Raw genomic sequence first — 24,809 nt, 5'->3', positions numbered from 1 at the left:
CCAGGGGACGGCCGGACGGCCGGTCCCGGCGGGCGGGTAAGGACCAGGTGCGGCGTACGATCGTTACCGTGCCGACCACCCCGGCGAGCCCCCGGCCCGGCGCGGGCCCCGCGCGCCGCTCCGCCGCCCGCCGGCTCGTACCCCGGCCGAGCCCGCTGGACGCGGAGATCCTGCGCCTCGCGGTGCCGGCCTTCGGGGCCCTCGTGGCCGAGCCGCTCTTCGTGCTCGCCGACACGGCCGTGGTGGGCCATCTCGGCACGCCGCAGCTGGCCGGCGTGGCGGTGGCCGGCGCGGCCCTCACCACGCTCGTGGCCCTGTGCGTCTTCCTCGCCTACGCCACGACGGCCGCGGTGGCGCGCCGGGTGGGAGCGGGCGACCTCGCCGGCGCCCTGCGCCAGGGCGTCGACGGGCTGTGGCTGGCGGCCGGCCTCGGCGCCGGCCTCGCCGTGCTCGCCGCCGCGACCGCCGGGCCCGTCGTGCGCGCGCTCGGCGCCGAGAGCGCAGCCGCCGGGCACGCCCGCACGTACCTGCTCGCCAGCGCCCCCGGCATCCCGGCCATGCTGCTCGTGCTCGCGGCCACCGGCGTGCTGCGCGGCCTGCAGGACACCCGGACGCCCCTCGTCGTCGCGGCCTCCGGGGCGGCCGTCAACGCGCCGCTCAACCTGCTCCTCGTGCACGGCGCCGGCCTCGGCGTCGCGGGGTCGGCCCTCGGGACCGTGCTCGTCCAGGCCGCCATGGCCGCGACCTTCCTGCGCATCGTCGTGCGCGGGGCCCGCCGCGCCGGCACCCCGCTCGGCCCGTCCTGGGCCGGCGCGCGGGCCGCGGCGTCGGCCGGCGCGCCGCTGCTCGTGCGGACCCTCACCCTGCGCGCGGCGATCCTGCTCACCACCTGGGTCGCCGCGCGCCAGGGCGACACGGCGGTCGCCGCCCACCAGGTGGCCTTCGCGCTGTGGGGCCTGCTCGCCCTGGCGCTCGACGCCGTCGCCATCGCCGGGCAGGCCCTCGTCGGGCGGCACCTCGGCGCCGGCGACGTCGCCACAGCGCGGGCCGCCACCCGGCGCATGGTGGGCTGGGGCGCGGTGAGCGGCGCCGTCCTCGGCGCGCTCGTCGTCGCGCTGCGCCCCGCGTACGACGGCTGGTTCAGCCCCGACCCGGCCGTGCAGGCCCTCCTCGCGGGGGTCCTGCTCGTGGCCGCGGTGCAGCAGCCCGTCGCCGGGGTGGTGTTCGCCCTCGACGGGGTGCTCATCGGCGCCGGCGACGGGCGCTACCTCGCCGCGGCGGGCGTGGTGACCCTCGTCGTGTACGCGCCCCTGGCCCTGCTCGTCGCGGCGACGTCGGCGGGGCTGAGCGCCCTGTGGTGGGCCTTCGGCGGCTTCATGCTCGCCCGCCTCGTGACGCTCGTCCTGCGCTGGCGCTCCGACGCCTGGCTGGTGACCGGGGCCACGCGCGCCTGAGGGTGCCCCTCGTGGAGGGAGCGGGGACGTGGTGCGCGCCACGCCCGCTGCACACCGGGAAACGTTGCACAGACTGCAGCGATTCTGGTGCACTGGGGGCGTGACCGAGGGGACGGCGGCGACGGCCGGGACGGGGGCGGCAGCGCCCACGGGCGCGCCGGCCCCCGGCCTGCGCGAGCGCAAGAAGCGGGGCACGCGGGCGGCGCTGGCCGCCGCCGTGCTCGAGCTCGCTGCCGAGCGGGGCCTCGACGCGGTGACGGTGGAGGAGGTGGCGGCGCGCGCCGACGTGTCGTACCGGACCTTCTTCAACCACTTCGGGTCGAAGGAGGAGGCGCTCGTCTTCCCCGTGGGCCGCGTGCCCGGCGAGGTGCGCGCGGCGCTGCTCGCCGAGGACCCGGCGCTGCCGGCGTGGGAGGCCTGCCGGCGCGTGCTCCGGGTGCGGCTCGCCGCGCTGGAGGCCGAGCGGGACGACTGGCTCGTGCGCCTCGACGTCATCGCCGCCACCCCCTCGCTGCTGCCGCGGCTCGTGGCGGCCGGCACCGCCGAGGAGCAGGAGCTCGCCGCGGCCCTCGCCGAGCGCGCGGGGGCACCGCCGGAGGACGCGCGCCCCCGCCTGCTCGCCGCGGTCGCGTCCGCGACCGCCCGGCACGCGCTCGTGGAGTGGCAGCGCGGCGGGGGCGCCGCGCCGCTCGCCGGCCTCGTGGACGAGGCCTTCGCCGCGGTCGCCACCGCCACCGGCCCCTGAGCCCGGCAGCCCCCGCACCCCCCGCACCAGCCCGTCCCGCGCGCCGGCCGACGCCGCCCGGCAGCGCGCCCCGTACCCGCACCACCCCCGGAGGACCACCGTGACCGCCACCGCCGACCCGCCCGGGCAGGGCACCGCCCTGCCCGCCAGCCGCATGGACCGCCGACAGGTGCTCCAGGCGCTCTCCGGCCTCATGACCGGCATGTTCGTCGCGATCCTCGCCGCGACGATCGTCTCCAACGCGCTGCCGGTGATCATCGCCGACCTCGGCGCGAGCCAGTCCGTCTACACCTGGGTCGTCACCGCCGAGCTGCTCGCGATGACCGCGAGCGTGCCGCTGTGGGGCAAGCTCGCCGACCTCTACAGCCAGAAGCTGCTGGTGCAGCTCTCGCTCGTCGTCTTCGTCGCGGGGTCGCTGCTCGCCGGGCTCTCGCAGGGCATCGGCACCCTCATCACGGCCCGCGCGCTGCAGGGCATCGGCGCGGGCGGCCTGACCGCCCTGGTGCAGATCGTCATGGCGGCGATCATCCCGCCGCGCGAGCTGGGCCGGTACGCGGGCGTGTTCGGCGCGGTCTTCGCCGTCGCCACCGTCTCCGGCCCGCTCATCGGCGGCGTGCTCGTCGACACCTCGTGGCTCGGCTGGCGCTGGACGTTCCTCGTCGGCGTGCCGTTCGGCCTGCTCGCCATCGTCCTGCTGCAGCGCACGCTCGAGCTCGAGCAGGTGCGCCGCCGCCGCTCCATCGACTGGCTCGGCGCGGCGCTCATCACCGCCGGCGTCTGCCTGCTGCTCGTCTGGGTGACCCTCGCCGGCACGGACTTCGCCTGGGCGTCCTGGCAGACCGCGGCGATGGTCGGCGCCAGCGCCGCGCTGCTCGCCCTCGCCGTCCTCGTCGAGGCCCGCGTCGACGAGCCCGTCGTGCCGCTGACGATCTTCCGCCACCGCACCGTCACCCTCGCCACCGTCGCCAGCGCGCTCGTGGGCATCGCCATGTTCGGCGGGACGGTGTTCCTGTCGCAGTACTTCCAGGTCGCCCTCGGCTACTCGCCGACCCGGGCCGGCCTCATGAGCCTGCCCCTGGTCCTCGGGCTGCTCGTGTCCTCGACGGTCGCCGGCGCGCTCATCACCCGCACCGGGCGGTGGAAGCGGTTCCTCGTCGCCGGCGGCGTGCTCATGACGCTCGGTTTCGGGCTGCTGTCCACGCTCGACGCCGGGACCCCGGTCTGGGCCCTCGGCCTGCACATGGCGGTGCTGGGCACCGGCGTCGGCCTGCTCATGCAGAACCTCGTCCTCGCCGCGCAGAACGACGTCCCGGCCGCGGCGCTCGGCGCCGCGACCTCGGTCATCTCGTTCTTCCGCAGCCTCGGCGGGACCATCGGCGTGAGCGTGCTCGGCGCGGTGCTCGCCGCGCGGGTGTCCTCCGATCTCGGCGCGGCGGGCGGCGGGGGCGGCGGCGGGCACACCGCGGTCCCGGACGTCGCCGCCCTCCCGCCGGAGGTGCTCGGGCTCGTTCAGGGGGCGTACGCCGCCGGCACCGCCGAGCTCTTCCTCATCGCGACCCCGCTCGCGGCGCTCGCCCTCGGCGTCGTGCTGCTCATCCGCGAGGTGCCGCTGAAGACCACGTCCGGCGCCGAGCGCCTCGCCGAGGAGGGCGCGGCACCCGTGCACTGACGCGCCCGCCGCGCCACCCGCGCGACGCCGCGACGCGACGAGGCCCGCACCCCGGGAGGGGGTGCGGGCCTCGTGCGTGGTGCCCGGGCGGGGCCGCGCGTCAGGACGCGACGACCTCCACCGGCACGGTCGCGAGCACCTCGGGGTGCAGGCGGACCGAGACGCGGTGCGCGCCGAGCGACTTGATCGGCTGGTCGACCTCGATGCGGCGGCGGTCGACCTCCGGGCCGCCGGCGGCCGTGATGGCCTTGGCGACGTCGGCGACGGTGACCGAGCCGAAGAGCCGACCGCCCGAGCCGGCGCGCACCGGCAGGGTGACGGTCAGGCCCTCGAGGCGGCCCTTGACCTCGTTGGCGGCGCCGAGGTCCTTGATCTCGCGGGCGGCGCGGCCCCTGCGCAGGGCCTCGACGTCCTTCTCGGCGCCACGGGTCCAGCGCAGGGCGAGCCCGCGCGGGACCAGGTAGTTGCGGCCGTAGCCGTCCTTGACCTCGACGACGTCGCCGGGGCCGCCGAGGCCGGAGACCTCCTGGGTGAGGATGAGCTTCACGTGGGTCCCCTCCCTCAGCGCGCGGTGCTCGTGTAGGGCAGCAGCGCCATCTCGCGGCTGTTCTTCACGGCCGTCGCGACGTCGCGCTGGTGCTGGGTGCAGTTGCCGCTGACGCGACGGGCACGGATCTTGCCGCGGTCGGAGATGAACTTCCGCAGCAGCGCCGTGTCCTTGTAGTCGACGTAGGTGATCTTCTCCTTGCAGAACACGCAAACCTTCTTCTTCAGCTTGCGCGGCGGAGGCTTGGCCATTGTGGTGCTCCAGTTCGTCTGGGCCCGGGCGCTGGTCCGCGCAGGAGGCGGCCCGGAATGGTGGGTGGACGTCGGTGCGGGCGCGGGGCCCGCGGGTGGTGCGCTCGTGCGGGTGCAGCGGGAGGCGCGAGCGGCGCAGGTGCGCCGGGGCTAGAACGGCGGCTCGTCGCCCGCGGAGCCGCCCCAGCCGCCGCCGCCCTGGCCGCCGCCGCCCGAGGGCGGGGTCGACCACGGGTCGTCGGCGCCGGAGGGGCCGCCGGAGCCGCCCCAGCCGCCGCCCTGGCCGCCGCCGGAGCCGCCCCCGTACCCGCCGCCCTGGCCGCCGCCGCCGAAGCCGCCGCCCCCACCGCCGCGGGAGGTCTTCTGGACCTTCGCGGTGGCGTAGCGCAGCGACGGGCCGATCTCGTCGACCTCGAGCTCGACGACGGTGCGCCGCTCGCCCTCCTTCGTCTCGAAGGAGCGCTGGCGCAGCCGGCCCTGGGCGACGACCCGCATGCCCCGCTGCAGCGTCTCGGCGACGTTCTCGGCCGCCTGGCGCCAGATGGAGCAGCGCAGGAACAGCGCGTCGCCGTCCTTCCACTCGTTGCTCTGGCGGTCGAAGGTGCGCGGCGTCGACGCGATGGTGAAGTTCGCGACGGCCGCCCCGCTCGGGGTGAACCGGAGCTCGGGGTCGTCGGTCAGGTTGCCGACGACCGTGATGACGGTCTCCCCTGCCATGGGGCTGCTCCTCGCTGCGTCGGGGCGGGCGGGACGGGTGGTGCGCTCAGCGGGTGTCGGGGCGGATGATCTTCGTCCGCAGGACGGCCTCGTTGAGGTTGAGCTGGCGGTCCAGCTCGCTGACGACCTCGGGCGTGGCCCGCAGGTCGGCGACGGCGTAGATGCCCTCGCTCTTCTTCTTGATCTCGAACGCCAGGCGGCGCCGGCCCCAGACGTCGACCTTCTCCACCGTGCCGCCGCCCTGGCGGACGACGTTGAGGAACTGGTCGAACGACGGGCCGACGGTGCGCTCCTCGAGGTCGGCGTCGAGGATGACCATGAGCTCGTAGTGACGCATGGCGGACCCACCTCCTTCGGACTCAGCGGCCACGGTCTCTCCGTGGCAGGAGGGCTGCGTGCGTCGTGCAGGGGCCTCCGGGACCGTCCGGTGCGGACGGCGGGGGCCCTGCGCGGTCGTCCCAGGGTACCGGTCGCGCGGCGTCGCCGGCCCGGGCCTGTGGACGAGCGGTGCTAGGGGTTCTCCACCGACGGGTAGCCGGTGCTCTGCGTGCGCCCGACGTCGTTCGCGCGCACCCGCTCGTCGGAGACGGCGTCCTCGACCGCGGCCTCGCGGCCCTGCTCGTCGAGCCGGCGGGCGAAGCGCTCCACGACCTCGGGGCGCTCCGGGTCCTGCCCGTGCGCCGCGGCGAGGTCCTCGGGGTCGACGGGGCCGTCGGCGCCGGTACGGGGCTGCTGGTCGCTCACGGGGTCCTCCTGCTGCTCGGGGCGCGTGCGGTCCCCCGCCCCCTGCCCGCCCGGGGCCGCCCCCTCACCCGCGAGGCGCGCCTCGAGGCGCTCCACCTTGGCCGACAGCTGGCCCGTCCACCCGGGGCGCACGTCCGCCTTGAGGACCAGGGAGACCCGCGGCGCGCGGGCGGCGACGACGTCGACGGCCCGCCCGAGCACCGCCATGACCTCGTCCCACTCGCCCTCGACGTTGGTGAACATCGCGTTGGTCTCGCACGGCAGCCCGGACGCGCGCACCACGCGCACCGCCTCCGCCACCGCCTCGCTGACGCCCCCGTCCGCGTCGCCGCCGGACGGGCTGATGCTGAAGGCCACGATCACGCGCCCCAGCCTGCCACCGGCGGGACGGGACCCGTCGGACGGCCGCCGTACGCTCGTCGGCGTGACCACGCTCCTCCTCGGCGCCCACGTCGACCAGGCCGACCCGCTCGCGGAGGCCGCCGCCCGCGGCGCGGACCTCGTGCAGTTCTTCCTGGGCGACCCGCAGGGGTGGCGGGCGCCGGTCGTGGCCCGCGAGGGGGGCGCCGCGGCGCTGCGCGAGGCCGCCCGCGAGGACGGCGTCGCGCTCTACGTGCACGCGCCCTACGTCATCAACGTGGCGACGACGAACAACCGGATCCGCATCCCGAGCCGCAAGCTGCTCCAGCAGCACGTCGACCTCGCCGCCGAGGTCGGGGCCGCCGGGCTCGTCGTGCACGGCGGGCACGTCCTCAAGGACGGCGACCCGGCCGCGGGCTTCGACAACTGGCGCAAGACCGTGGAGCGGCTCGACGCGAAGGTGCCGGTGCTCATCGAGAACACCGCCGGCGGGGACCAGGCGATGGCCCGCCGGCTCGACGCGGTGGCCCGCCTCTGGGACGCCGTCGCGGCGGCCGACCCCGACGGGCGCATCGGCTTCTGCCTCGACACCTGCCACGCCCACGCCGGCGGGGAGGACCTCGCCGACGTCGTCGACCGCCTCAAGGCGGTCACCGGGCGCATCGACCTGGTGCACTGCAACGACTCCAAGGACGCGGCGGGCTCCGGGCGCGACCGGCACGAGGCCCTCGGGCGCGGGCAGGTCGACCCCGAGCAGCTCGTGGCCGTCGTCGCGGCCGCGGGGGCGCCCGTGGTCGTCGAGACGCCCGGGGGCGTCGACGGGCAGGCCGCCGACCTGGCCTGGCTGCGGGAGCGCCTGCCGGGGTAGGGGCGCCGGAGCACTACCGTCGTCAGGGGCCGGTCGCGGCAGGGCGGGCCCCGCAGGAGGGGCCGGCGCAGACCGGCGCACGAACCAGAGGGGGGACCGCCCGCGCATGCGCCGCGTCCGGCAGATCAGCCGCGAGGAGCACCTCGCGTTCATCGCGGAGCAGCCGTCGGTGAGCCCCCTGCAGTGCCCCTCCTGGGGTGAGGTCAAGGCGGGCTGGCGCGCGGAGAGCGTGGGCTGGGACGACGGCTCGGGACGCCTCGTGGGCGCCGGGCTCGTGCTGCACCGGCGCCTGCCGGTGCTGGGGCGCACGCTCGCCTACCTGCCCGAGGGGCCGTCGCTGCCGTGGGAGCAGGTCGCCGAGGACGTGGCCGGCTGGCTCGTGCCCCTCGTCGGGCACCTGCGCCGCGGCGGCGCCTTCGCGGTGCGGATGGGCCCGCCGGTCGAGGTCGAGCGCTGGGAGGCGGCGACGCTCAAGGCCGCGGTCGCCGCCGGCACCGCGCGGCGCCTCGGCGACGTGCCGCCGGACGCCACGACGCCGTGGGTCGCGGGCCTGCGCGAGGGCCTCGCGGCCCAGGGCTGGCGCCCGCCCGCCGAGGACGGCGACGGGCACGGCTTCAGCGCCGGGCAGCCCCGGCACGTCTTCCAGCTCCCGCTCGCCGGGCGCAGCCTCGACGAGGTGCGCGCGGGGCTCAACCAGCTGTGGCGCCGCAACGTCAAGAAGGCGGAGAAGGGCGGCGTCGTCGTGCGGGAGGGCGGCGCCGAGGACCTGCCCGCCTTCCACGCGCTCTACGTCCACACCGCCGAGCGCGACGGCTTCGTCCCGCGGCCGCTGGGCTACTTCGAGGGGATGTGGCGCGCGATGCGCGCCGAGGACCCGCGCCGTCTGCGCCTGTTCCTCGCCGAGCACGAGGGCGAGCCGCTCGCGGCCGCCACCCTCGTCACCGTCGGCGACCACGCGACCTACTCGTACGGCGCCTCGGCGTCCCACCGGCGCGAGCTGCGCCCGAGCAACGCCGTGCAGTGGCGGATGGTCGAGGAGGCGCACGCGGCCGGCTGCGCGGTGTACGACCTGCGCGGCATCAGCGACACCCTCGACGCGCAGGACCCGCTCTTCGGCCTCGTGCAGTTCAAGCTCGGCACCGGGGGGCACGCGCTGGCGTACCTGGGGGAGTGGGACCTGCCGCTCCACCGGCTGCTGCACCGGGCCTTCGAGACGTACCTGGCGCGCCGGTGAGCGGGGGCGCGCGGTGACCTTCACGCTCTCCGTCGACGCCGAGCGCTGGCGCAAGCACCTGGCCTCGGTCGTCGCCGACACCCCCGGGCTCGTCCCGGTCGCGAAGGGCAACGGGTACGGCTTCGGCCTCGAGCGGCTCGGCGAGGAGGCCGCGCGCCTCGGGGTCGACGCCGTCGCGGTCGGCGTGCCCGAGGAGGTGGCGCGGGTCCGGACGGCGTACGACGGCTCGGTGCTGGTGCTCACGCCGTACCACGACGGGACGGCGGACGCGCCGGACGACCCCCGCCTGGTGCGGACCGTCTCGCACGTGGAGTCGCTGCGGGCGCTCGGCGGGCGCACGCCGCGGGCGCGGGTCGTCCTGGAGCTGCGCACCACGCTGCGCCGGCACGGGCTGGCCCCGGAGGTGCTCCCCGAGGTGGCGGGCCTGCTCGGCGGCGTCGACGTCGAGGGCTGGGCGCTGCACCTGCCGCTCGGGCCCGGGCAGGGCACCCACGCGGACCAGGTCGTCGACGCCGTGGCGCTGCTGCGCGGGGCCGGCATCGAGCCGGGGACGCTCTGGGTGTCGCACCTGGGGCCGGCGCAGCTGCGGCGCCTCGAGCACGACCTGGCCCCCCTCGTGCTGCGCCCGCGCACCGGCACCGCGCTCTGGCTGGGCGACCGCGGAGCGGCGCGGGCCACCGGCACGGTGCTCGACGCGACCCCGCTGGCGCGCGGCGAGCGGTACGGCTACCGCCAGCGGCGCGCGCCGTTCCCGGGGACCCTCGTCGTGGTCTCCGGCGGCACCGCGCACGGCGTCGGCCTGGTCGCCCCCAAGGCCGTGACCGGGCTGGTGGCCCGGGCGAAGGTCGCCGTCGGCGGGGGGCTCGAGGCCGCCGGGCTCACGCTCTCGCCGTTCACCGTCGCGGGGCGCCGGCGCTGGTTCGCCGAGCCGCCCCACATGCAGGTGTCGATGCTGCTGCTGCCCGCCGACGTGCCCGCGCCCGCGATCGGCGACGAGCTGGAGTGCGACGTGCGGATGACGACCTCGACCTTCGACCGGGTGGTGCTGCGGTGAGCGGGGCCGACGCCCCGACGGTGACCACGGCCGTCACCCGGCGCTCCCCGCCCGACCGGGCGCCGGAGATGAGCGCCTGGGTGCGCGCCGGGGCGGCGCTGGCCGAGGGGTTCCCCGGCTTCCTCGGCTTCGGCTGGGTCCGCGCCGGCGAGGGCTCGGACGAGTGGCACATGCTCTACCGCTTCGCGCGCGCGGACCAGCTCGCGGCGTGGGAGCGCTCGGCGCAGCGCCGGTGGTGGCTCGCGTCGGCGCAGGGGATCGTGGAGGAGACCCGCACCGAGCGGCGCACGGGCGTCGAGGGCTGGTTCGACGCGGCGCCCGCCGCCGGCGCGCCCGCCCCGGCGACGACCGGCCCGCCGCGCTGGAAGCAGGCGACGGTCATCTGGTGCGGCTTCTTCCCGGTGAGCCTGGCGGCCAACGCCACGGTCGGCGGCGCCACGGCCGCGTGGCCGGTGCTGTGGCGCACGCTGCTGCTGACGCTGCTCCTCACACCGGTCATGACCTACCTCGTGCTGCCCGCGGTGACGCGGGCCCTGCAGCCCTGGCTGCGCCGGTGAACGGGCCGGCGACGGGTCCGTGACGCGCCGGTGGCGGGCCGTCAGCCCGCCCAGCGCCCGGTCGTGAACGTCGTGACCCACAGCACGGCGAGCGGCACGCTGAGCACGAGGTAGGCGCGCAGCGCCCACGGCCGGCGCAGCGTCCAGGCGGCCAGCAGCACCCACAGCGGCCACCACAGCAGCGTCGCCCGCGGCACGGAGAAGAACCACGTCGAGGTCGAGAACGCCGCGACCTGCAGGCCGACGTACGTCGCCTCCCCCCACGCCCGGCGCCGCAGCAGCACCGCCAGCAGCACGACGCCGACGACGACCGCGACGAGCTCGGCGCGGAAGGTCAGCAGCTCGGCCACGGGCCGCGGGCCGTCGTCGAACGCCGCGTCCCACGTGGTGCGCCACGCCTCGACCGGGTCGGTGAGGCGGCGGTACCACCCGTCCTGCTGCGCGTGCACCCACGCCAGCCAGTCGCCGGTGACCAGGCGCAGGTGGGCCATGAAGAGCAGCGGCGGCACGAACGCGGTGCCCAGCGCGGCGAGGTCCGGCAGGTCCGCGCGCCCGGGGGGGCGCCGCCCGCGCTGCACGAGCCACTGCACGACGAGGGCGGCGGCCAGGAAGAGCCCGGTGACCCGGACCAGGCCCGCGGCCCCGGCGAGCAGGCCCGCGGCCCACCACCGCCCGCGGTGCGCGGCGAGCCAGGCGGGCAGGGCGAGGGCGAGGAACAGCGCCTCGGTGTAGCCGGCGGCCAGGAACACCGCGCAGGGCGAGGCGAGCAGGAGCAGCACGGCGCGCTCGCCGGTGCCGTCCGGGTGCGCGCCACCCGCCTCCTCCACGAGCCGCACGAGGGCCACCACCGCCACCGCCCCGGCGACGAGCGACACGAGCAGCCCCGCCGCGGTGAGGTCGAGCCCCAGCGCGCCCAGGGCCCGCAGCAGCAGCGGCAGGGCCGGGAAGAAGGCGGCGTACGGGGTCGGCCCCTCCTGGTCGTAGCCGCCGCGCGCGACGGCCTCGAAGTGCACGACGTCCCAGCGCTCCCACCGCTCCAGCGGCCCGGCGAGCACGTCCTCGCGGGCGGTGAGGTACGCCCCCGCCCCCGCGGCCACGAGGACCGCGACGCGGGTCCAGGCCCACAGCGCGAGGGCGCGCCGCTCGCCCGGGCGCAGCGCCACGGTGGCGCGGGCCGCCGGGCCGGGGGCCGCGCTCAGGGCCGGACCGCCGGCGCCGCGTGCCGGGCGCGGGCGGCGCGGCGGGCGGGCCCGAGCACGAGGCGGTCGGGCGCGCCGTCCAGCGGCCCCCCGTGCGGGTCGTCGTCGCCGCTGGCGCGCACCGGGTCGTGCTCCGGGTGCAGCACGTCGCGCACGACGAGGGCGACGAGCCAGAGGGTGCCGGCGACGTGCAGCAGCACCGTCACGCCGTACGGCCCCTCGGGCAGCGCCCGGTCCGGGTCCCCGTCGTTCGGGAAGCCGGCGAGGAAGAGCCAGATGCCCACGAAGTGCACGACCTCGCCGGCGGTCCACACGAGGTGGTCGCGCCACACCGGCCGGGCGAGGGCCGCGAGCGGGAGGAGCCACAGGACGTACTGCGGGCTGTAGACCTTGTTGGTCAGCAGGAACGCCGCGACGACGAGGAAGGCCAGCTGGGCCAGGCGCGGGCGCCGCGGCGCCGCGACCGCCAGCCACGCGACGCCGGCGCAGCACGCGACGAGCAGGCCGGTCGCGAGCAGGTTGAGCGCCGAGACGGTCGGCACGCCGACGCCCTGCTGGTACATGACGTACCAGACCGAGCTGAAGCCGGCGCCGCGCTCGCGGGAGAAGAGGTAGAAGCGGGCCCACTCCTCGGGCGCGGCGAGGGCCACCGGCACGTTGACGGCGAGCCAGGCGAGCACGGCCGCGCCGAGGGTGCGCCACCAGGTGCGCAGCAGCCCGGCGCGCAGGCAGAGCACGAGCAGCGGCCCGAGCACGAGCAGCGGGTAGAACTTCGCCGCCGTCGCGAGGCCGAGGAGCACCCCGGCGAGCACCGGGCGCTCGCGGGCCCAGGCGAGCATCGACAGGGCGAGCAGCGCCACCGCCCACAGGTCCCAGTTGACCGTGGCGGCGAGGACCAGGCTGGGCGACACCGCCACGAGCAGCGCGTCCCACGGCCGGCGCCGGGCGGTCACCGCCGTCGCCCAGACGAGCACGAGCGCGCAGGCGGCGAGGCCGACGACGTTGACGTCGAAGTACGTCAGGGCCCGCTCGGCCGTCTCCCCGGACCCCGGCACGAGCAGGGCCGTCACCCACATGACGAGCCCGGTGAGCACCGGGTACTCCACGACGGCGTCCGGCGGCACGTCGGACAGGTAGGGCACCGCCCCGCTGCCGATGTCGCGGAAGAAGAACAGCGAGGGCAGGTCGGAGTAGCAGAGGTGGACGAACTGCCCCGGCGCGTCCCACCCCTGCGTGCGGCAGTGCTGCTTGACGAGCACCGCCAGGACCATCGCGAGCGTCGTCAGCGCCAGCAGCACCGGCAGCGCCCGCGCCGCGGACACCCCGGCCAGCGCCCGGGGGCCCAGCGGCCCGCCGAGCACCTCGGACGTCGCCCGGGCGACCGGGTCCTCCCGGCTCGGCAGCACCCGGTCCGGCGCGCCCTCCTCGTTCCCTCGCACCCGCCGCACCCTACGGGCGGCGGGCGGCGGGCCGACGGGGCCGGGCTCAGGGCTCGCGGACCCCGGGGGTCGCCGGCGGCGCCGCGACGCCCTGGCCGCCGCCGGTGCCGCCGCCCTGGTCGCCGCCCTGGTCGCCGCCCTGGTCGCCGCCCTGGTCGCCGCCGTCGCCGCCGTCGCCGCCCTCACCGCCGCCGCCGTCGCCGCCGGTCGGGCCGTCGGTGGGCTCCTCGACCGGCTCCTCGCGGGTCGGCTCGTCCGTCGGGCTCGGGTCCGCCGCCGTCGGCTCCTCGGAGGGGGACTCCGAGGGCTCCTCGCTCGGCGACTCCGACGGCTCCTCGACCGGCTCCTCGGTCGGGGACTCCGACGGCTCCCCGGCGGGCTCGTCCTGCGTGCTGTCCGTCGGCTCGGGCGCCGAGCCGCGGTCCTCGTCGCCGACGTACGCCCGGTCGGGGAAGTCCTCCTCGGGCAGGTCGAGGTCGTCGAGGGCGGCCTCCATGAAGGCCGTCCAGATGCTCGCCGGGAAGGAGCCGCCGGTCACGCTGCTGCGCCCGCCGACCCCGTCGAGGCTCGGGTCGTCGTCGCCGTCCCACAGCGCCACGACGCCGGTGAGCTGCGGGACGTACCCGGCGAACCACGCCGAGCGCCCGCCGTTCGTCGTGCCGGTCTTGCCGGCCGCCGGGCGGCCGAGGTCCTGCGCGGCGTAGCCGGAGCCGTCCTCCACGACCTGGGTGAGGGCGTACGTGAGGTCGGCCATCGCGTCCTCGTCGAAGACGCGCTGCGCGCCGCCGCCGCCCTTGAGCAGCAGCTCGCCCTCGGGCGAGCGGACCTCGGCGACCGTGTACCAGTCCGCGTGCACGCCCTGCGCGGCGAAGGTGCCGTACGCCTCGGCGAGGTCGACCGGGTGGACGTTGGCCACGCCGAGGACGTTCGACGGGTACGCGTTGAGGTCCTCGGTGGTCGGCGGGATGCCGGCCCGGACGGCCGCGTCCATGACCCTCTCCGGGCCCACCTCCAGGCCCAGGTCGACGTAGACCGTGTTGACCGAGCTCTCGGTCGCGGTCACGAGGTCGATCCAGCCGTAGTCGCCGCCGCCGAAGTTCGGGACCGGGCGCCCGTCCTCGTACTCCTCGAAGCTGCGCTCGTCCGAGCCGTCGAAGGTCGTCTCCAGCGAGATGCCGTCCTCGAGCGCGGCCGCCAGCGCGAACGGCTTGAACGTCGAGCCGGGCTGCGTCGCGCCCTGCACGGCGTCGTCGTACTGCTTCTCCAGGTAGTCCTCGCCGCCGTACATCGCGACCACGCCGCCGTCGCCGGGGCGCAGCGCGACGAGCGCGGTGTGCAGGTCGACGTCGTCGGGCACCTCGTCCGGGCCCTCCTCGCGCACCGCCTCCTCGGCGTCGCGCTGGGCGCGGCGGTCGAACGTCGTGCGCACCCGCAGGCCCCCGCCGTCGATCTCCGCGTCGGTGAAGCCCTTCGCGCGCAGCTCGCGGCGCACCTGCTCGAGCAGGTACCCGGTCGTGCCGGCGTAGCGGTTGGTGCGGGTGTGCTCCACCAGCTCGGGGAACCGCTGGCGCGCCCGCTGCTCCGGCGCCAGCCAGCCCTCCTCGACCATGGCGTCGAGCACGTGCTCCCAGCGCGCCCGCGCCCGCTCCGGGTCCTGCGCCGGGTCGTAGGACCCGGGCGACTGGATGATCCCGGCGAGGTACGCCGCCTGCGCCACGGTGAGCTCCTGCGCGCTCACCCCGAAGTACGCCTTGGCGGCCGTCTGGATCCCGTACGACGAGCGGCCCCAGTAGATCGTGTCGAGGTAGCCCTCGAGGATCTCGTCCTTGCTCCGCTCGCGGTCGACCTTGAGCGCGATGAAGAACTCGCGGGCCTTGCGCGAGAGCGTGCGGTCCTGCGTGAGGTACACGTTCTTCACGTACTGCTGCGTGATCGTCGAGCCGCCCTGGGTGGCGTCGCTGCGCAGGTTGTTCCACGCCGAGCGGGCGATGCCGCGCGGGCTGACGCCGCTGTTCTCGTAGAAGGAGCGGTCCTCCGCGGCCAGCACGGCCCGCGTGACGTGGTCCGGCAGCGTCGTGACGTCGACCGCCTCGCGGTTCGTCACGCCGAAGCGGCCCATCTCGCGCCCGTCGGCCCAGGTGACGATGGAGGCCTGGGCCGTGGCCTCCTCGTTCTCCTCCGGGACGTCGGTCAGGGCGTACGCCACGCCGAACGCGCCGACGACGGCGAGCACGCCGAGGGCGCCCAGGCCGACGACGAGCTTCCACGAGGGCAGGAAGCGGCGCACGCCCGGCACGCCCTGGCGGGGGTAGCGGATCTTCACGGGTCTCCGGGGGGTCGGGGTCGTCTCGCGGGTGCTGCCGTCGCACCTGCTTCGGCACGGCGGCGGCCCGGCGTGAGCCGGGACGGGCCGGTGCGGGCCGCAGCGGTGCGGGCACCGGCCCCGGCGCGTCGCCGTCGACAACGCCGCACGCCTGCCCTATCGTTCCGATGTATCGGTTCGATACATCACGTCGACACATCGGCGCGATGCATCGGAACAGCATCCCAGGCCGGGAGGGGGCAGCATGGCACGGCGCGTCGGCATCCTCGAGCTCGCCGTCCTCGGGCTGCTCCACGAGGGGCCCATGCACGGGTACGAGCTGCGCAAGCGGCTCACCGCCCTGCTCGGCTCGCTCCGCGCGTTCTCGTACGGCTCGCTCTACCCCTGCCTCAAGCAGATGGTGGCCCAGGGGTGGATCGTCGAGGACGGGGACGCCGACCCCACCGCGCCGGCGCTGGGCCCTCGCCGCTCCAAGACCGTCTACCGGCTCACCGCCGAGGGCAAGGAGCGCTTCCAGACCGTCCTGGCCGAGAACGGCCCGGCGGCGTGGGAGGACGAGGGCTTCGGCGTGCGCTTCGCCTTCTTCGGGCGCACCGACGCCGAGGTGCGCCTGCGCATCCTCGAGGGTCGGCGCAGCCGCCTCGAGGAGCGGCTCGGGGGCCTGCGGGCCTCCCTGCAGCGCACCCGCGAGCGCCTCGACGGCTACACGCTCGAGCTGCAGCGCCACGGGCTCGAGTCGGTGGAGCGGGAGGTGCGGTGGCTCAGCGAGGTCATCGACAGCGAGCGCGACGGCGCGGCCCGCAGCGGCCCGCCCCCCGGGCACCCGGCCCCAGCCGCGGCGGACGCCGCGACGGCACGACCTGACAGGGACCCCCACGGGGGATGAACACCACCAAGGAGAACACCGTGGCACCGATCCGCGTGGCCATCGTCGGCGTGGGCAACTGCGCCGCCTCGCTCGTGCAGGGCGTGGAGTACTACAAGGACGCGGACCCGCAGTCGCGCGTGCCCGGGCTCATGCACGTGCAGTTCGGCGAGTACCACGTCCGCGACGTCCAGTTCGTCGCCGCGTTCGACGTCGACGCCAAGAAGGTCGGCCAGGACCTCGCCGACGCCATCGGCGCCAGCGAGAACAACACGATCAAGATCGCCGACGTGCCGCCGACCGGCGTCGTCGTCCAGCGCGGCCACACCCTCGACGGGCTCGGCAAGTACTACCGCGAGATGGTCGTGGAGTCCGAGGACGCCCCGGTCGACGTCGTCGCCGCGCTGCGCGAGGCGCAGGTCGACGTGCTCGTCTGCTACCTGCCGGTCGGCTCCGAGGACGCGGCGCGCTTCTACGCGCAGTGCGCCATCGACGCCGGGGTGGCCTTCGTCAACGCGCTGCCGGTCTTCATCGCCGGCACCAAGGAGTGGGCGGACAAGTTCGAGGCGGCCGGCGTGCCGATCGTCGGCGACGACATCAAGTCCCAGGTCGGCGCCACCATCACCCACCGCGTGCTCACCAAGCTCTTCGAGGACCGCGGCGTCACCGTCGACCGGACGTACCAGCTCAACGTCGGCGGCAACATGGACTTCATGAACATGCTCGAGCGCGAGCGGCTCGAGTCCAAGAAGATCTCCAAGACGCAGTCCGTGACCTCGCAGATGCAGCAGGACATCGGCAAGCGCAACGTCCACATCGGCCCGTCCGACTACGTCGCGTGGCTCGACGACCGCAAGTGGGCGTTCGTCCGGCTCGAGGGCCGCAACTTCGGCGACGTGCCGCTCTCGCTCGAGTACAAGCTCGAGGTCTGGGACTCGCCGAACTCGGCGGGCATCATCATCGACGCCGTCCGCGCGGCGAAGATCGCCAAGGACCGGGGGATCGGCGGCCCGATCCTCTCCGCGTCGTCCTACTTCATGAAGAGCCCGCCGGTGCAGTACACCGACGACGAGGCCCGCGAGGCCGTCGAGGGCTTCATCGCCGGCACCGTGGAGCGCTGAGCGGAGGTCACCGGCCCCCCTAGGACAGCTCCTGCACGACCCCTGCACGACCCGGCACGACCCGGCACGACCCTGCACGACCCCTGCACGACCCTGCTGGCCCCGACGGGCGCCACCGCTGCGGCGGTGGCGCCCGTCGGCCTTCCGGACATCGGGGAACGCTCCGGGCGAGTCGCGGGACGGCTTCACCCGTTCGGCCGCGCGCACCCCCCGCACCCCCCTAACGTCCCCGGCGGCGGGGCGGCCAGGAGGGCCTCCCCGGACGTCAGGACCTAGGGGGATCCGTGACCCGCACCACCCGCTCGACCCGCTCGGCCCGCTCGGCTCGCCGGGCGCTGGGCACGACCGCCGCCGCGGTGGGGGCCGCGGCAGCGCTCGCCGTACCGCTCGCCGCGCCGGCCGGTGCGGCGGTCCCGGCGCCGACCGTCGTCGCCTCCGGGCTCGTCGGCCCGCTGGGCCTCGCCGTGAGCGAGCCCGGCGACGTCTACGTCGCGCAGTCCTTCGCCGGCCTCGTCACGCAGGTCGGCGCGCCGGCTCCGGTGGCCGTCGTCGAGGGCGGCTCGCCGAACGGCGTCGAGGTGCTCAGCGACGGCTCCGTCGCCTACACCTACACCGCGGGCACCCCCGAGGCGCCCGAGGCCAAGCTGGTCAAGGTGCGGGCCAACGGCACCCGCCAGGTCCTCGGCGACCTCGCCCGGCACGAGATCCGGAACAACCCCGACGGCAAGGTGACCTACGGCTTCAAGGGGATCACCGCCGACTGCCGGGCGCAGGTGCCGGACTTCATCGGCGGGGCGCCGCAGAAGGGCGACGTCAACCCCAACCCGTACAAGGTGGCCGAGCTCGGCAAGGGCCGCTACGTCGTGGCCGACGCCGGGGCGAACGCGCTCCTGCGGGTCGGGCCGGACCGCAAGGTCTCCACGCTCGCCGTCCTGCCGCCGGTCGGCGTGCGGATCACCGGGGCCATCGCCGAGGGCCTCGGCCTGCCCGACTGCACCGTCGGCTCCCGGTACGACCTGCACCCCGTCCCGACCGACGTCGAGGTCGGCCCCGACGGCATGCTCTACGTGACCAGCCTGCCGGGCGGCCCCGAGGACGGCAGCCTCGGCGCCCTCGGCGGCGTCTTCCGCGTCGACCCGGCCACCGGCTCGGTCAAGCGCGTCGTCACGGGCCTGGTCAGCGCCGTCGACCTGGCCGTGGACCACGACGGCACGATGTACGTCGCCGAGCTCTTCGCGGGCAAGATCACCAAGATCGCGAAGGGGAAGAAGTCGACGCTCGCCGAGGTGCCGCTGCCCGGTGCCGTCGAGCTGCACCACGAGCACCTCTACGCCACGACCGAAGTGCTCCCGGCCCCGGAGGCGGCGCCGGACGGCAAGGTCCTGCGCTGGACGCTGCGCTGAGCGGCTGAGGCCACCTGCACGACCCGCACCACCTGCACGACCTCGCGCCCGTCCCCCGGCCCCGGCCGGGGGGCGGGCGCTCGTCGTCGCCGCGGAGAGCGCGCCCCGCACGCCTCCTTACAGTGGACGGCGTGTCCTTCGCCGGCGACCTGCGCGACGTGCTGCGCGGGCGCGACTTCCGGCGGCTCTACGCCACGCGGCTGAGCAGCCAGTTCGCCGACGGCGTCCTGCAGGTGGCCCTGGCCAGCCTGTTCTTCTTCTCCCCGGAGCGCCAGACGACGGCGGGCGGCATCGCGGCGGCCTTCACCGTGCTGCTGCTGCCCTACTCGCTCGTCGGCCCCTTCGCCGGGGTGCTGCTGGACCGCTGGCGCCGGCGGCAGGTGCTCGTGCGCGCCAACCTGCTGCGCGCCGCGATGGTGCTCGGCGTCGCGGTGCTCATCGCCCTCGACGTCGAGGGGCCGGTCCTCTACCTGGCGGTGCTCGCCTGCCTGTCGGTGAACCGCTTCTTCCTCGCCGGGCTGTCCGCCTCCCTGCCGCACGTCGTCCCCCGGCACGAGCTCGTCATGGCCAACGCGGTGACGCCCACCTCCGGGACGGTCGCGGCCCTGCTCGGCGGCGGCGCGGGCTACCTCCTGGTCGCCGCGCTCGGGGGCGGCGACGCCGCCGACGCGCAGACCGCGGTGGTGGCGGCCCTGGCCTACGCCGGCTCGGCGCTCGTCGCGCGCACGATGCACCCCGACCTGCTGGGCCCCGACCCCGACGAGGGCCGGCCCGCGACCCGCGAGGCCCTGCGGCACGTCGCGTCCGGCTTCCTCGACGGCGCCCGGCACGTGCGCAGCCACCCGCGCGCCGCCCACGCGCTCGCCGCGATCGGGGGGCACCGCTTCTGCTACGGCGTGTCCACCTTCACGGTGATCCTGCTGTACCGGAACCACTTCAACCCCCCGCAGGACGTGCAGGCCGGGCTCGGCGGCCTCGCCGCCGCCGTGAGCGCCTCGGGCCTCGGCTTCTTCACCGCGGCGCTCGTGACGCCCTGGGTCACCGCCCGCGTGTCGAAGCAGGCGTGGGTCACCGCCTGCCTCCTGCTCGCCGGCGCCGTCCAGGCGGTGTACCTCGTCCGGCTCGACGAGGTGCTCGTCGTCCTCGGCGCCTTCCTGCTCGGCGTCAGCGCGCAGGGGTCCAAGATCTGCGTCGACACCCTGGTGCAGGAGAGCGTCGACGACGCCTTCCGCGGCCGCGTCTTCAGCCTGTACGACGTCCTCTTCAACGTCGCCTTCGTCGCCGCGGCGGGCGCTACGGCGCTGGTGCTCCCCCCGTCGGGCGTCTCCGCGCCCGTCGTGCTCGCGGTCGCGCTCGGGTACGCCGGGACCGGCCTGGCCTACGCCCGGGCGTCCCGGCGCTGGGCCGCACGGGTGCCGACGGCCTGAACCCCTCGCGCCGAGCCGCGGACGGGCCGATGGAGGGGCATGGAGACCTCCTCGATCGACGGCGCCCCCGGCGCGGCGCAGCTGCTGCTCGCCCGCAAGGTCATCGACGGCGCCAAGGAGCAGGCCGCCGGGCTGCTCGCCGTGCTGCCGCCGGTGACCCCGGTCGCCGACCTGCCGCTTCCGCCGGGCTCGACCCGCCCGCCGGTCTACCTCTGACCTGAGGCGGCGGCGGCCCGACCCGCGGGGGCCCCGGCGGCTCAGGGGCCCCGGCTGCTCAGCCCTGCTGCTGCTCCGCCCACCAGCGGCGCAGCTCCTCCTCGGCGGACTCGGGCCCCAGCGGACCGCGGTCGAGCCGCAGCTCCAGCAGGTGCTGGTACGCCCGCCCCACCACCGGGCCCGGCGGGACGCCGAGCAGCGCCATGATCGCGTTGCCGTCGAGGTCCGGACGGACCTTGCCCAGCTCCTCCTGCTCGGCGAGCTCGGCGATGCGCACCTCGAGCGAGTCGTACGCCCGGCGCAGCGCCTCGGCCTTGCGGCGGTTGCGGGTGGTGCAGTCCGAGCGGGTCAGCCGGTGCAGCCGCGGCAGCAGGTGGCCCGCGTCGCGGACGTAGCGGCGGACCGCGGCGTCGGTCCAGACCCCCGTGCCGTAGCCGTGGAACCGCAGGTGCAGCTCCACGAGCCGGGCGACGTCGTCGACGACGTCCTTCGGGTACTTCAGCGCCTTGAGCCGGTGCCGGGCCATGTCCGCGCCGACCACTTCGTGGTGGTGGAAGGACACCCCGCCGCGCGGCTCGAACCGGCGGGTCTTGGGCTTGCCGATGTCGTGCAGCAGGGCGGCCAGGCGCAGCACGAGGTCGGGGCCGTCCTCGTCCTCCAGGGCGATCGCCTGGTCCAGCACGGTGAGGCTGTGCTCGTAGACGTCCTTGTGCCGGTGGTGCTCGTCGACCTCGAGCCGCAGCTTGGGCAGCTCGGGCAGGAAGCGGGCGGCCAGCCCGGTGTCGACGAGCAGGGCCAGGCCCCGGCGGGGCGCGGTCGCCAGCAGCAGCTTGGACAGCTCGTCGCGCACCCGCTCGGCGGAGACGATGTCGAGCCGCTCGGCCATCGCCGTCATGGCGGCCACCACGGCCGGTTCCACGTGGAACATCAGCTGCGCGGCGAAGCGGGCGGCCCGCAGCATGCGCAGCGGGTCGTCCGAGAAAGACTCCTCCGGCGTCCCCGGGGTCCGCAGCAGCCCGGCGGCGAGGTCGCGCAGCCCTCCGTACGGGTCGACGAAGCGCAGGTCGGGCAGCGTCACGGCCATCGCGTTGACGGTGAAGTCGCGCCGGGCGAGGTCGTCCTCCAGCGAGGCGCCGTACGTCACCGTCGGCTTGCGCGACGTGCGGTCGTAGGCCTCCGCCCGGTAGGTCGTGATCTCGACGTGCACCTCGCCCTTGCGGGCGCCCAGCGTGCCGAAGGCGACGCCCACGTCCCACACCGCATCGGCCCATCCGCGCAGCAGGGGACGCACCTGCTCGGGACGGGCGTCGGTGGTGAAGTCGAGGTCGGCGCTCACCCGGCCGAGCACCGCGTCGCGCACCGGCCCGCCGACGACCGCCAGCTCGTGGCCCGCGGCCCGGAAGCGCTCCCCCAGCTCGACGGCCACCGGCGTCGCCTGCAGCAGTCCCTCGACCGCCCGGCGCCGGGCCGCGGCGAGCGCCGTGCTCAGCGCGACGGCGGCCGGGTCGACGGCCGGCCCGGTGACGGGGCGGTCCGCCGGGCCTCCGGCCGGAGCGCTGGCCGGGGTGGGGACGTCGAGGGGCTCGGGCACGGGGCCCAAGGGTAAGCGCGGCCCGTCCGCGCCTCGTCCCGCTGGCTACCATCGGCGGATGCGCACCCCTCCGCAGCCGGCCCCGCGCCGCTGGCTGCGGAAGGTGGAGGAGACGTCGGCGGGCGGGCTCGTCGTGGACCTCGACGCCCCCGTGCCCCGCGCCGCGCTCATCGGGCGCCTCGACCGCCGCGGGCGCCTGCTGTGGTCGCTGCCCAAGGGGCACATCGAGCCCGGTGAGAGCGTCGAGGACACGGCCGTGCGCGAGGTGGAGGAGGAGACGGGCATCCGCGGGACCGTCCTCGCCCCGCTCGGCAGCATCGACTACTGGTTCGTCACGCCGGACCGGCGCGTCCACAAAACCGTGCACCACTACCTGCTGCGCGCCACCGGCGGCGAGCTCTCCGACGCCGACGTGGAGGTGACGGAGGTCGCCTGGGTCGCCGTGGCCGACCTGCCCTCCCGCCTCGCCTACGCCGGGGAGCGCCGGCTCGCCCGCACCGCGGCGGAGCTGCTCGCGGACCCGGCGTGACGGCCCCGGACCGGGTGGGCGGGGAGCCGGACGGTCGGGGGGACCCGGGGGCGGCGCGCTGCGGCACCCGCGCCCGCCCGGCCCGGGCCGGCGCCCGCTCCGCCGCCTGCCTCGTCGCCGTCCTCGCGCTCGTCGGCGTGCTCCTGGCTCCCGCGCCCGTCGCCGCCGCGGGCAGCGGCCGGGGGGCCGACGGGACCGCCGACCCGGTCCGCGTGGTGCTGGCCGGGCTCTCGCCGTCCGTGCTGCGCCCGGGGCAGGTCCTCGAGGTCCGCGGGCGGGTCGTCAACGACGGCGACGAGCCGGTCGTCGACGCGCACGCGCGCCTGCGCCTGTCGCGCAGCACCACGCTCAGCCGGGCCGACCTCGCGCGGCTCGCCGCGGGCGAGGTGGTGCGCGACGGCTCCGCCGTCGAGGGCGTCCGCACCGCTGTCGGCGACCTGGCCCCCGGAGCCTCGGCCCCCTTCGTGCTGCGCGTGCCCGCGGACCAGCTCGGGCTCGGCGCCACCGCGGTGCACCCGCTGGCCGTCGAGCTGCGCGGCGAACCGGTCGACGCGGGCGGCGCCGAGCGGGCCGAGCAGCGGCTGGGCACGGCCCGCACGCAGCTGTCCTGGGCGGCCGACCCGGCGCAGGTGGAGCCGACGTCGCTGGCCTGGCTCTGGCCGCTGGCCGATGTGCCGCACCGCCGCGCCGACGGCGCGTTCCTCGACGACGACCTGGCCGCCTCCGTCGTCCGCGGCGGCCGGCTCGACGCGCTGCTGCGCGCGGCCGAGCGCCGACCCCCGGCAGCGGACCTCACCCTCGTCGTCGACCCCATGCTCCTCGACGACCTCGACGCCATGCGCCGCGGCTACCAGGTCGTCAGCGGGGACGACGGGGACGGCGGGCTCGTCGAGGGGACCGGGGGCGCGCGCGCCGCGGCCTTCCTCGACCGGCTGCGGGCGCTGCTGCAGCGCACCTCGTGGGTGGCCCTGCCCTACGGCGACCCCGACGTCGAGGCGCTGCGCGCCGAGGGCCAGGAGGGGCTGCTCGACGCGGCCCGCGCCCGCGGGGGGCAGGTGCTGCGCACGGTCCTGCCGGGCGCCCCCCGCCCGCTCGACGCGGCGCTGCCCCCTGCCGGTACCGGCGACGAGGGCACCCTCACCACCCTGCTGCGCGGCGCCCCCGAGCGCGCCCTCGTGCTCGAGGACACCGCGCTGCCCGCGCCGGAGGTGCCGTACACGCCGACCGGGCGCGCCTCGCTCCGGCTGGCCGGCGGCGCCCACCCGGTGGCGCTGGCCGACGCGGCGCTCAGCGCCCTAGTGCCCCGCGCCGACGCGCCACCCGGGCCGGGGGGGACCGTGCCGACCGCGGGCGAGCAGCTGGCGCGCTTCGTCGCCGAGACCGAGATGCTCGTCCTCGAGCGCCCCGGCATCCCCCGGGCGGTGGCCGTCGCGCCGCCCCGCCTGTGGCGGCCGGCCCCGGGGACCGCCGGCGCCGTCCTCGCGGCGACCGCAGCCGCCCCCTGGCTCGCACCGGGGACGCTGCCCGGCCTGCTCGCCGTCCCGGTGCCCGAGGACGTGCAGCGGACCGGCCCGCAGGACCCGCCGGGCGGGCCGGCACCGCTGCCGCCCGAGCACCTCGCCGCCGTCGAGCGGGTGCGCACCCGGGTGGACGCGCTCGCCGAGGTCCTCGCCCCCGCGCAGGCACCGCGGCGCCGCGCCGGTGCCGGGCCCGCCGCCGGGGCCGGGCAGGACGGGGCCGCGCAGGACGGGGCCGGGCAGGACGGGGCCGCGCAGGACGGGGCCGCGCAGGACGGGGCCGCGCAGGACGGGGCCGCGCAGCAGGGGGCCCCGCAGGACCCGGTGGCGGCGCTGCGCGCGGCCTACGACGTGCAGCGGCTCCGCCTCGTCTCGGCCTCGCTGCGCCCGCGCCCCGAGCTGCGCACCGCCCTGCGCGAGCAGGCGCTCGGCGCGCTCGACGAGGTCCTCGAGGGGGTCCGGGTCGTCCCGGCCGACGTGCAGCTGCCCTCCCTCGAGGGCGACTTCCGGGTCACCGTCGCCAACGACACGCCGTACGCCGTGACGGTGCGTGTGGCATTCAGCACCGACCAGCCCCGGATCACCGTGGCCCCCAGCGACCCGGTGACCGTCGCGGCCGGCAGCAAGGACGCCGTGGTGGTGAGCGCCGAGGCGCTGGCCCCGGGGGCGGCCACGCTGCGGGCGCAGCTGACGAGCGTCGAGGGCGACCCGGTCGGCGACCCGGTCGCCGTGCGCGTGCGGGCGACCGACTTCGGCGGTGCCGCGCTCGCGGTGACCCTCGCGGCGCTGGCCCTGCTGCTGCTCGCGGCGACGCGCAACGTGGTGCGGCGCGTGCGGGGTGCCCGGGGCGGGCGCCGGCCGGGCGACGCCGCCGACGGGCCGGTCACCTCGCCCGACCCCGCGGCGCTCGACGACGCGACCGCGGGTGCCGGCGGGGGCGACCGGCACGGCGCGCGGGGCCGGCACGCGGGCTGACGGT

Annotated in this window: 22 protein-coding genes and 1 pseudogene; 14 read left to right on the top strand and 9 right to left on the bottom strand. The window is 76.8% G+C overall.

Annotation, left to right across the window (positions count from 1 at the left end; genetic code table 11):
• Positions 1 to 59 precede the first annotated feature (59 nt).
• From D5H78_RS14300 to D5H78_RS14290, 3 genes are all read left to right on the top strand, one after another.
• A complete protein-coding gene (locus tag D5H78_RS14300; RefSeq protein ID WP_425472962.1) occupies positions 60 to 1,454 on the top strand; it encodes an MATE family efflux transporter in 1,395 nt (464 codons plus the stop codon).
• Positions 1,455 to 1,554: 100 nt separating this feature from the next.
• Complete coding sequence (locus D5H78_RS14295; RefSeq protein WP_165865753.1) at positions 1,555 to 2,199, top strand: TetR/AcrR family transcriptional regulator; 645 nt, start codon at positions 1,555 to 1,557, stop codon at positions 2,197 to 2,199.
• A 154-nt stretch (positions 2,200 to 2,353) separates the two neighbouring features.
• Positions 2,354 to 3,868, top strand: coding sequence for an MDR family MFS transporter (locus D5H78_RS14290; protein ID WP_119951350.1), 1,515 nt, complete (start codon positions 2,354 to 2,356; stop codon positions 3,866 to 3,868).
• 100 nt (positions 3,869 to 3,968) lie between these two features.
• Here D5H78_RS14290 and rplI read toward each other — a convergent pair whose 3' ends face one another.
• From rplI to D5H78_RS20495, 5 genes and pseudogenes are all read right to left on the bottom strand, one after another.
• Positions 3,969 to 4,415, bottom strand: a complete 447-nt coding sequence (rplI, locus tag D5H78_RS14285) for a 50S ribosomal protein L9 (protein ID WP_119951181.1) — start codon at positions 4,413 to 4,415, stop codon at positions 3,969 to 3,971.
• A gap of 14 nt (positions 4,416 to 4,429) precedes the next feature.
• Positions 4,430 to 4,666, bottom strand: coding sequence for a 30S ribosomal protein S18 (gene rpsR / locus D5H78_RS14280; RefSeq protein WP_119951180.1), 237 nt, complete (start codon positions 4,664 to 4,666; stop codon positions 4,430 to 4,432).
• A 150-nt stretch (positions 4,667 to 4,816) separates the two neighbouring features.
• Positions 4,817 to 5,383, bottom strand: a complete 567-nt coding sequence (locus D5H78_RS14275; protein WP_119951179.1) for a single-stranded DNA-binding protein — start codon at positions 5,381 to 5,383, stop codon at positions 4,817 to 4,819.
• Positions 5,384 to 5,429: 46 nt separating this feature from the next.
• Entirely contained in the window at positions 5,430 to 5,720 is a 291-nt protein-coding gene (gene rpsF, locus D5H78_RS14270) for a 30S ribosomal protein S6 (RefSeq protein ID WP_119951178.1), read from the bottom strand.
• 476 nt (positions 5,721 to 6,196) lie between these two features.
• A pseudogene (locus tag D5H78_RS20495) lies at positions 6,197 to 6,490 on the bottom strand (thiamine-binding protein); the annotation flags it as partial.
• Positions 6,491 to 6,551: 61 nt separating this feature from the next.
• On the opposite strand from D5H78_RS20495, the gene D5H78_RS14260 reads away from it, so the two are divergent.
• The 4 genes from D5H78_RS14260 (at position 6,552) to D5H78_RS14245 (ending at position 10,200) form a co-directional block, all read left to right on the top strand.
• Positions 6,552 to 7,355, top strand: coding sequence for a deoxyribonuclease IV (locus D5H78_RS14260; RefSeq protein ID WP_218566629.1), 804 nt, complete (start codon positions 6,552 to 6,554; stop codon positions 7,353 to 7,355).
• 106 nt (positions 7,356 to 7,461) lie between these two features.
• Positions 7,462 to 8,589, top strand: coding sequence for a lipid II:glycine glycyltransferase FemX (locus tag D5H78_RS14255; RefSeq protein ID WP_119951177.1), 1,128 nt, complete (start codon positions 7,462 to 7,464; stop codon positions 8,587 to 8,589).
• Between the two features lie 13 nt (positions 8,590 to 8,602).
• Positions 8,603 to 9,643, top strand: coding sequence for an alanine racemase (locus D5H78_RS14250; protein WP_119951176.1), 1,041 nt, complete (start codon positions 8,603 to 8,605; stop codon positions 9,641 to 9,643).
• The gene (locus D5H78_RS14245) at positions 9,640 to 10,200 is read left to right on the top strand and encodes an antibiotic biosynthesis monooxygenase (protein ID WP_119951175.1); all 561 of its coding nucleotides are present in this window, start codon (positions 9,640 to 9,642) and stop codon (positions 10,198 to 10,200) included. Before D5H78_RS14250 ends, D5H78_RS14245 begins: the two co-directional genes overlap by 4 nt.
• 41 nt (positions 10,201 to 10,241) lie before the next feature.
• Here the strand turns inward: D5H78_RS14245 and D5H78_RS14240 are convergent, their stop codons facing one another.
• From D5H78_RS14240 to D5H78_RS19585, 3 genes are read right to left on the bottom strand one after another with little or no spacing between them, the layout of a single operon-like run.
• Positions 10,242 to 11,363, bottom strand: coding sequence for a mannosyltransferase family protein (locus tag D5H78_RS14240; RefSeq protein WP_218566628.1), 1,122 nt, complete (start codon positions 11,361 to 11,363; stop codon positions 10,242 to 10,244).
• Positions 11,364 to 11,395: 32 nt separating this feature from the next.
• Entirely contained in the window at positions 11,396 to 12,838 is a 1,443-nt protein-coding gene (locus D5H78_RS14235) for a glycosyltransferase family 87 protein (RefSeq protein WP_218566627.1), read from the bottom strand.
• Between the two features lie 46 nt (positions 12,839 to 12,884).
• Positions 12,885 to 15,161, bottom strand: a complete 2,277-nt coding sequence (locus D5H78_RS19585; protein ID WP_177891247.1) for a transglycosylase domain-containing protein — start codon at positions 15,159 to 15,161, stop codon at positions 12,885 to 12,887.
• A gap of 244 nt (positions 15,162 to 15,405) precedes the next feature.
• Between D5H78_RS19585 and D5H78_RS14225 the strand changes: the two genes are divergently transcribed.
• The 5 genes from D5H78_RS14225 to D5H78_RS19415 all read left to right on the top strand — a co-directional run bounded on the left by D5H78_RS14225 (position 15,406) and on the right by D5H78_RS19415 (position 20,193).
• On the top strand, positions 15,406 to 16,047 hold the full coding sequence (locus D5H78_RS14225; RefSeq protein ID WP_119951174.1) for a PadR family transcriptional regulator: 642 nt from the start codon (positions 15,406 to 15,408) through the stop codon (positions 16,045 to 16,047).
• Between the two features lie 20 nt (positions 16,048 to 16,067).
• Entirely contained in the window at positions 16,068 to 17,147 is a 1,080-nt protein-coding gene (locus tag D5H78_RS14220; protein WP_119951346.1) for an inositol-3-phosphate synthase, read from the top strand.
• Positions 17,148 to 17,431: 284 nt separating this feature from the next.
• Entirely contained in the window at positions 17,432 to 18,550 is a 1,119-nt protein-coding gene (locus D5H78_RS14215) for a ScyD/ScyE family protein (RefSeq protein WP_119951173.1), read from the top strand.
• Between the two features lie 131 nt (positions 18,551 to 18,681).
• Positions 18,682 to 19,977 (top strand): MFS transporter, encoded by a 1,296-nt coding sequence (locus tag D5H78_RS14210; RefSeq protein ID WP_119951345.1) that lies wholly within the window; start codon positions 18,682 to 18,684, stop codon positions 19,975 to 19,977.
• A gap of 39 nt (positions 19,978 to 20,016) precedes the next feature.
• Entirely contained in the window at positions 20,017 to 20,193 is a 177-nt protein-coding gene (locus D5H78_RS19415) for a hypothetical protein (RefSeq protein WP_165865752.1), read from the top strand.
• Between the two features lie 58 nt (positions 20,194 to 20,251).
• Here the strand turns inward: D5H78_RS19415 and D5H78_RS14205 are convergent, their stop codons facing one another.
• Positions 20,252 to 21,682, bottom strand: coding sequence for a CCA tRNA nucleotidyltransferase (locus D5H78_RS14205; protein ID WP_119951343.1), 1,431 nt, complete (start codon positions 21,680 to 21,682; stop codon positions 20,252 to 20,254).
• 160 nt (positions 21,683 to 21,842) lie between these two features.
• On the opposite strand from D5H78_RS14205, the gene D5H78_RS14200 reads away from it, so the two are divergent.
• Positions 21,843 to 22,313 (top strand): NUDIX hydrolase, encoded by a 471-nt coding sequence (locus D5H78_RS14200; protein WP_165865751.1) that lies wholly within the window; start codon positions 21,843 to 21,845, stop codon positions 22,311 to 22,313.
• The gene (locus D5H78_RS19110) at positions 22,310 to 24,805 is read left to right on the top strand and encodes a DUF6049 family protein (RefSeq protein ID WP_133412069.1); all 2,496 of its coding nucleotides are present in this window, start codon (positions 22,310 to 22,312) and stop codon (positions 24,803 to 24,805) included. The genes D5H78_RS14200 and D5H78_RS19110 overlap by 4 nt, the downstream gene beginning before the upstream one ends.
• Positions 24,806 to 24,809 lie beyond the last annotated feature (4 nt).

Source organism: Vallicoccus soli, from assembly GCF_003594885.1.
GTDB classification, from domain to species: Bacteria; Actinomycetota; Actinomycetes; order Motilibacterales; family Motilibacteraceae; genus Vallicoccus; species Vallicoccus soli.
This window is presented reverse-complemented; position numbering and strand designations above follow the sequence as displayed.

Coding starts and splice junctions, on each gene's coding strand:
- D5H78_RS14275 (WP_119951179.1), bottom strand. CDS start 5,383: ATGGCAGGGGAGACCGTCATCACGGTCGTCGGCAACCTGACCGACGAC.
- D5H78_RS14290 (WP_119951350.1), top strand. CDS start 2,354: ATGGACCGCCGACAGGTGCTCCAGGCGCTCTCCGGCCTCATGACCGGC.
- D5H78_RS14200 (WP_165865751.1), top strand. CDS start 21,843: ATGCGCACCCCTCCGCAGCCGGCCCCGCGCCGCTGGCTGCGGAAGGTG.
- D5H78_RS14255 (WP_119951177.1), top strand. CDS start 7,462: ATGCGCCGCGTCCGGCAGATCAGCCGCGAGGAGCACCTCGCGTTCATC.
- rpsF (WP_119951178.1), bottom strand. CDS start 5,720: ATGCGTCACTACGAGCTCATGGTCATCCTCGACGCCGACCTCGAGGAG.
- D5H78_RS19415 (WP_165865752.1), top strand. CDS start 20,017: ATGGAGACCTCCTCGATCGACGGCGCCCCCGGCGCGGCGCAGCTGCTG.
- D5H78_RS14225 (WP_119951174.1), top strand. CDS start 15,406: ATGGCACGGCGCGTCGGCATCCTCGAGCTCGCCGTCCTCGGGCTGCTC.
- rpsR (WP_119951180.1), bottom strand. CDS start 4,666: ATGGCCAAGCCTCCGCCGCGCAAGCTGAAGAAGAAGGTTTGCGTGTTC.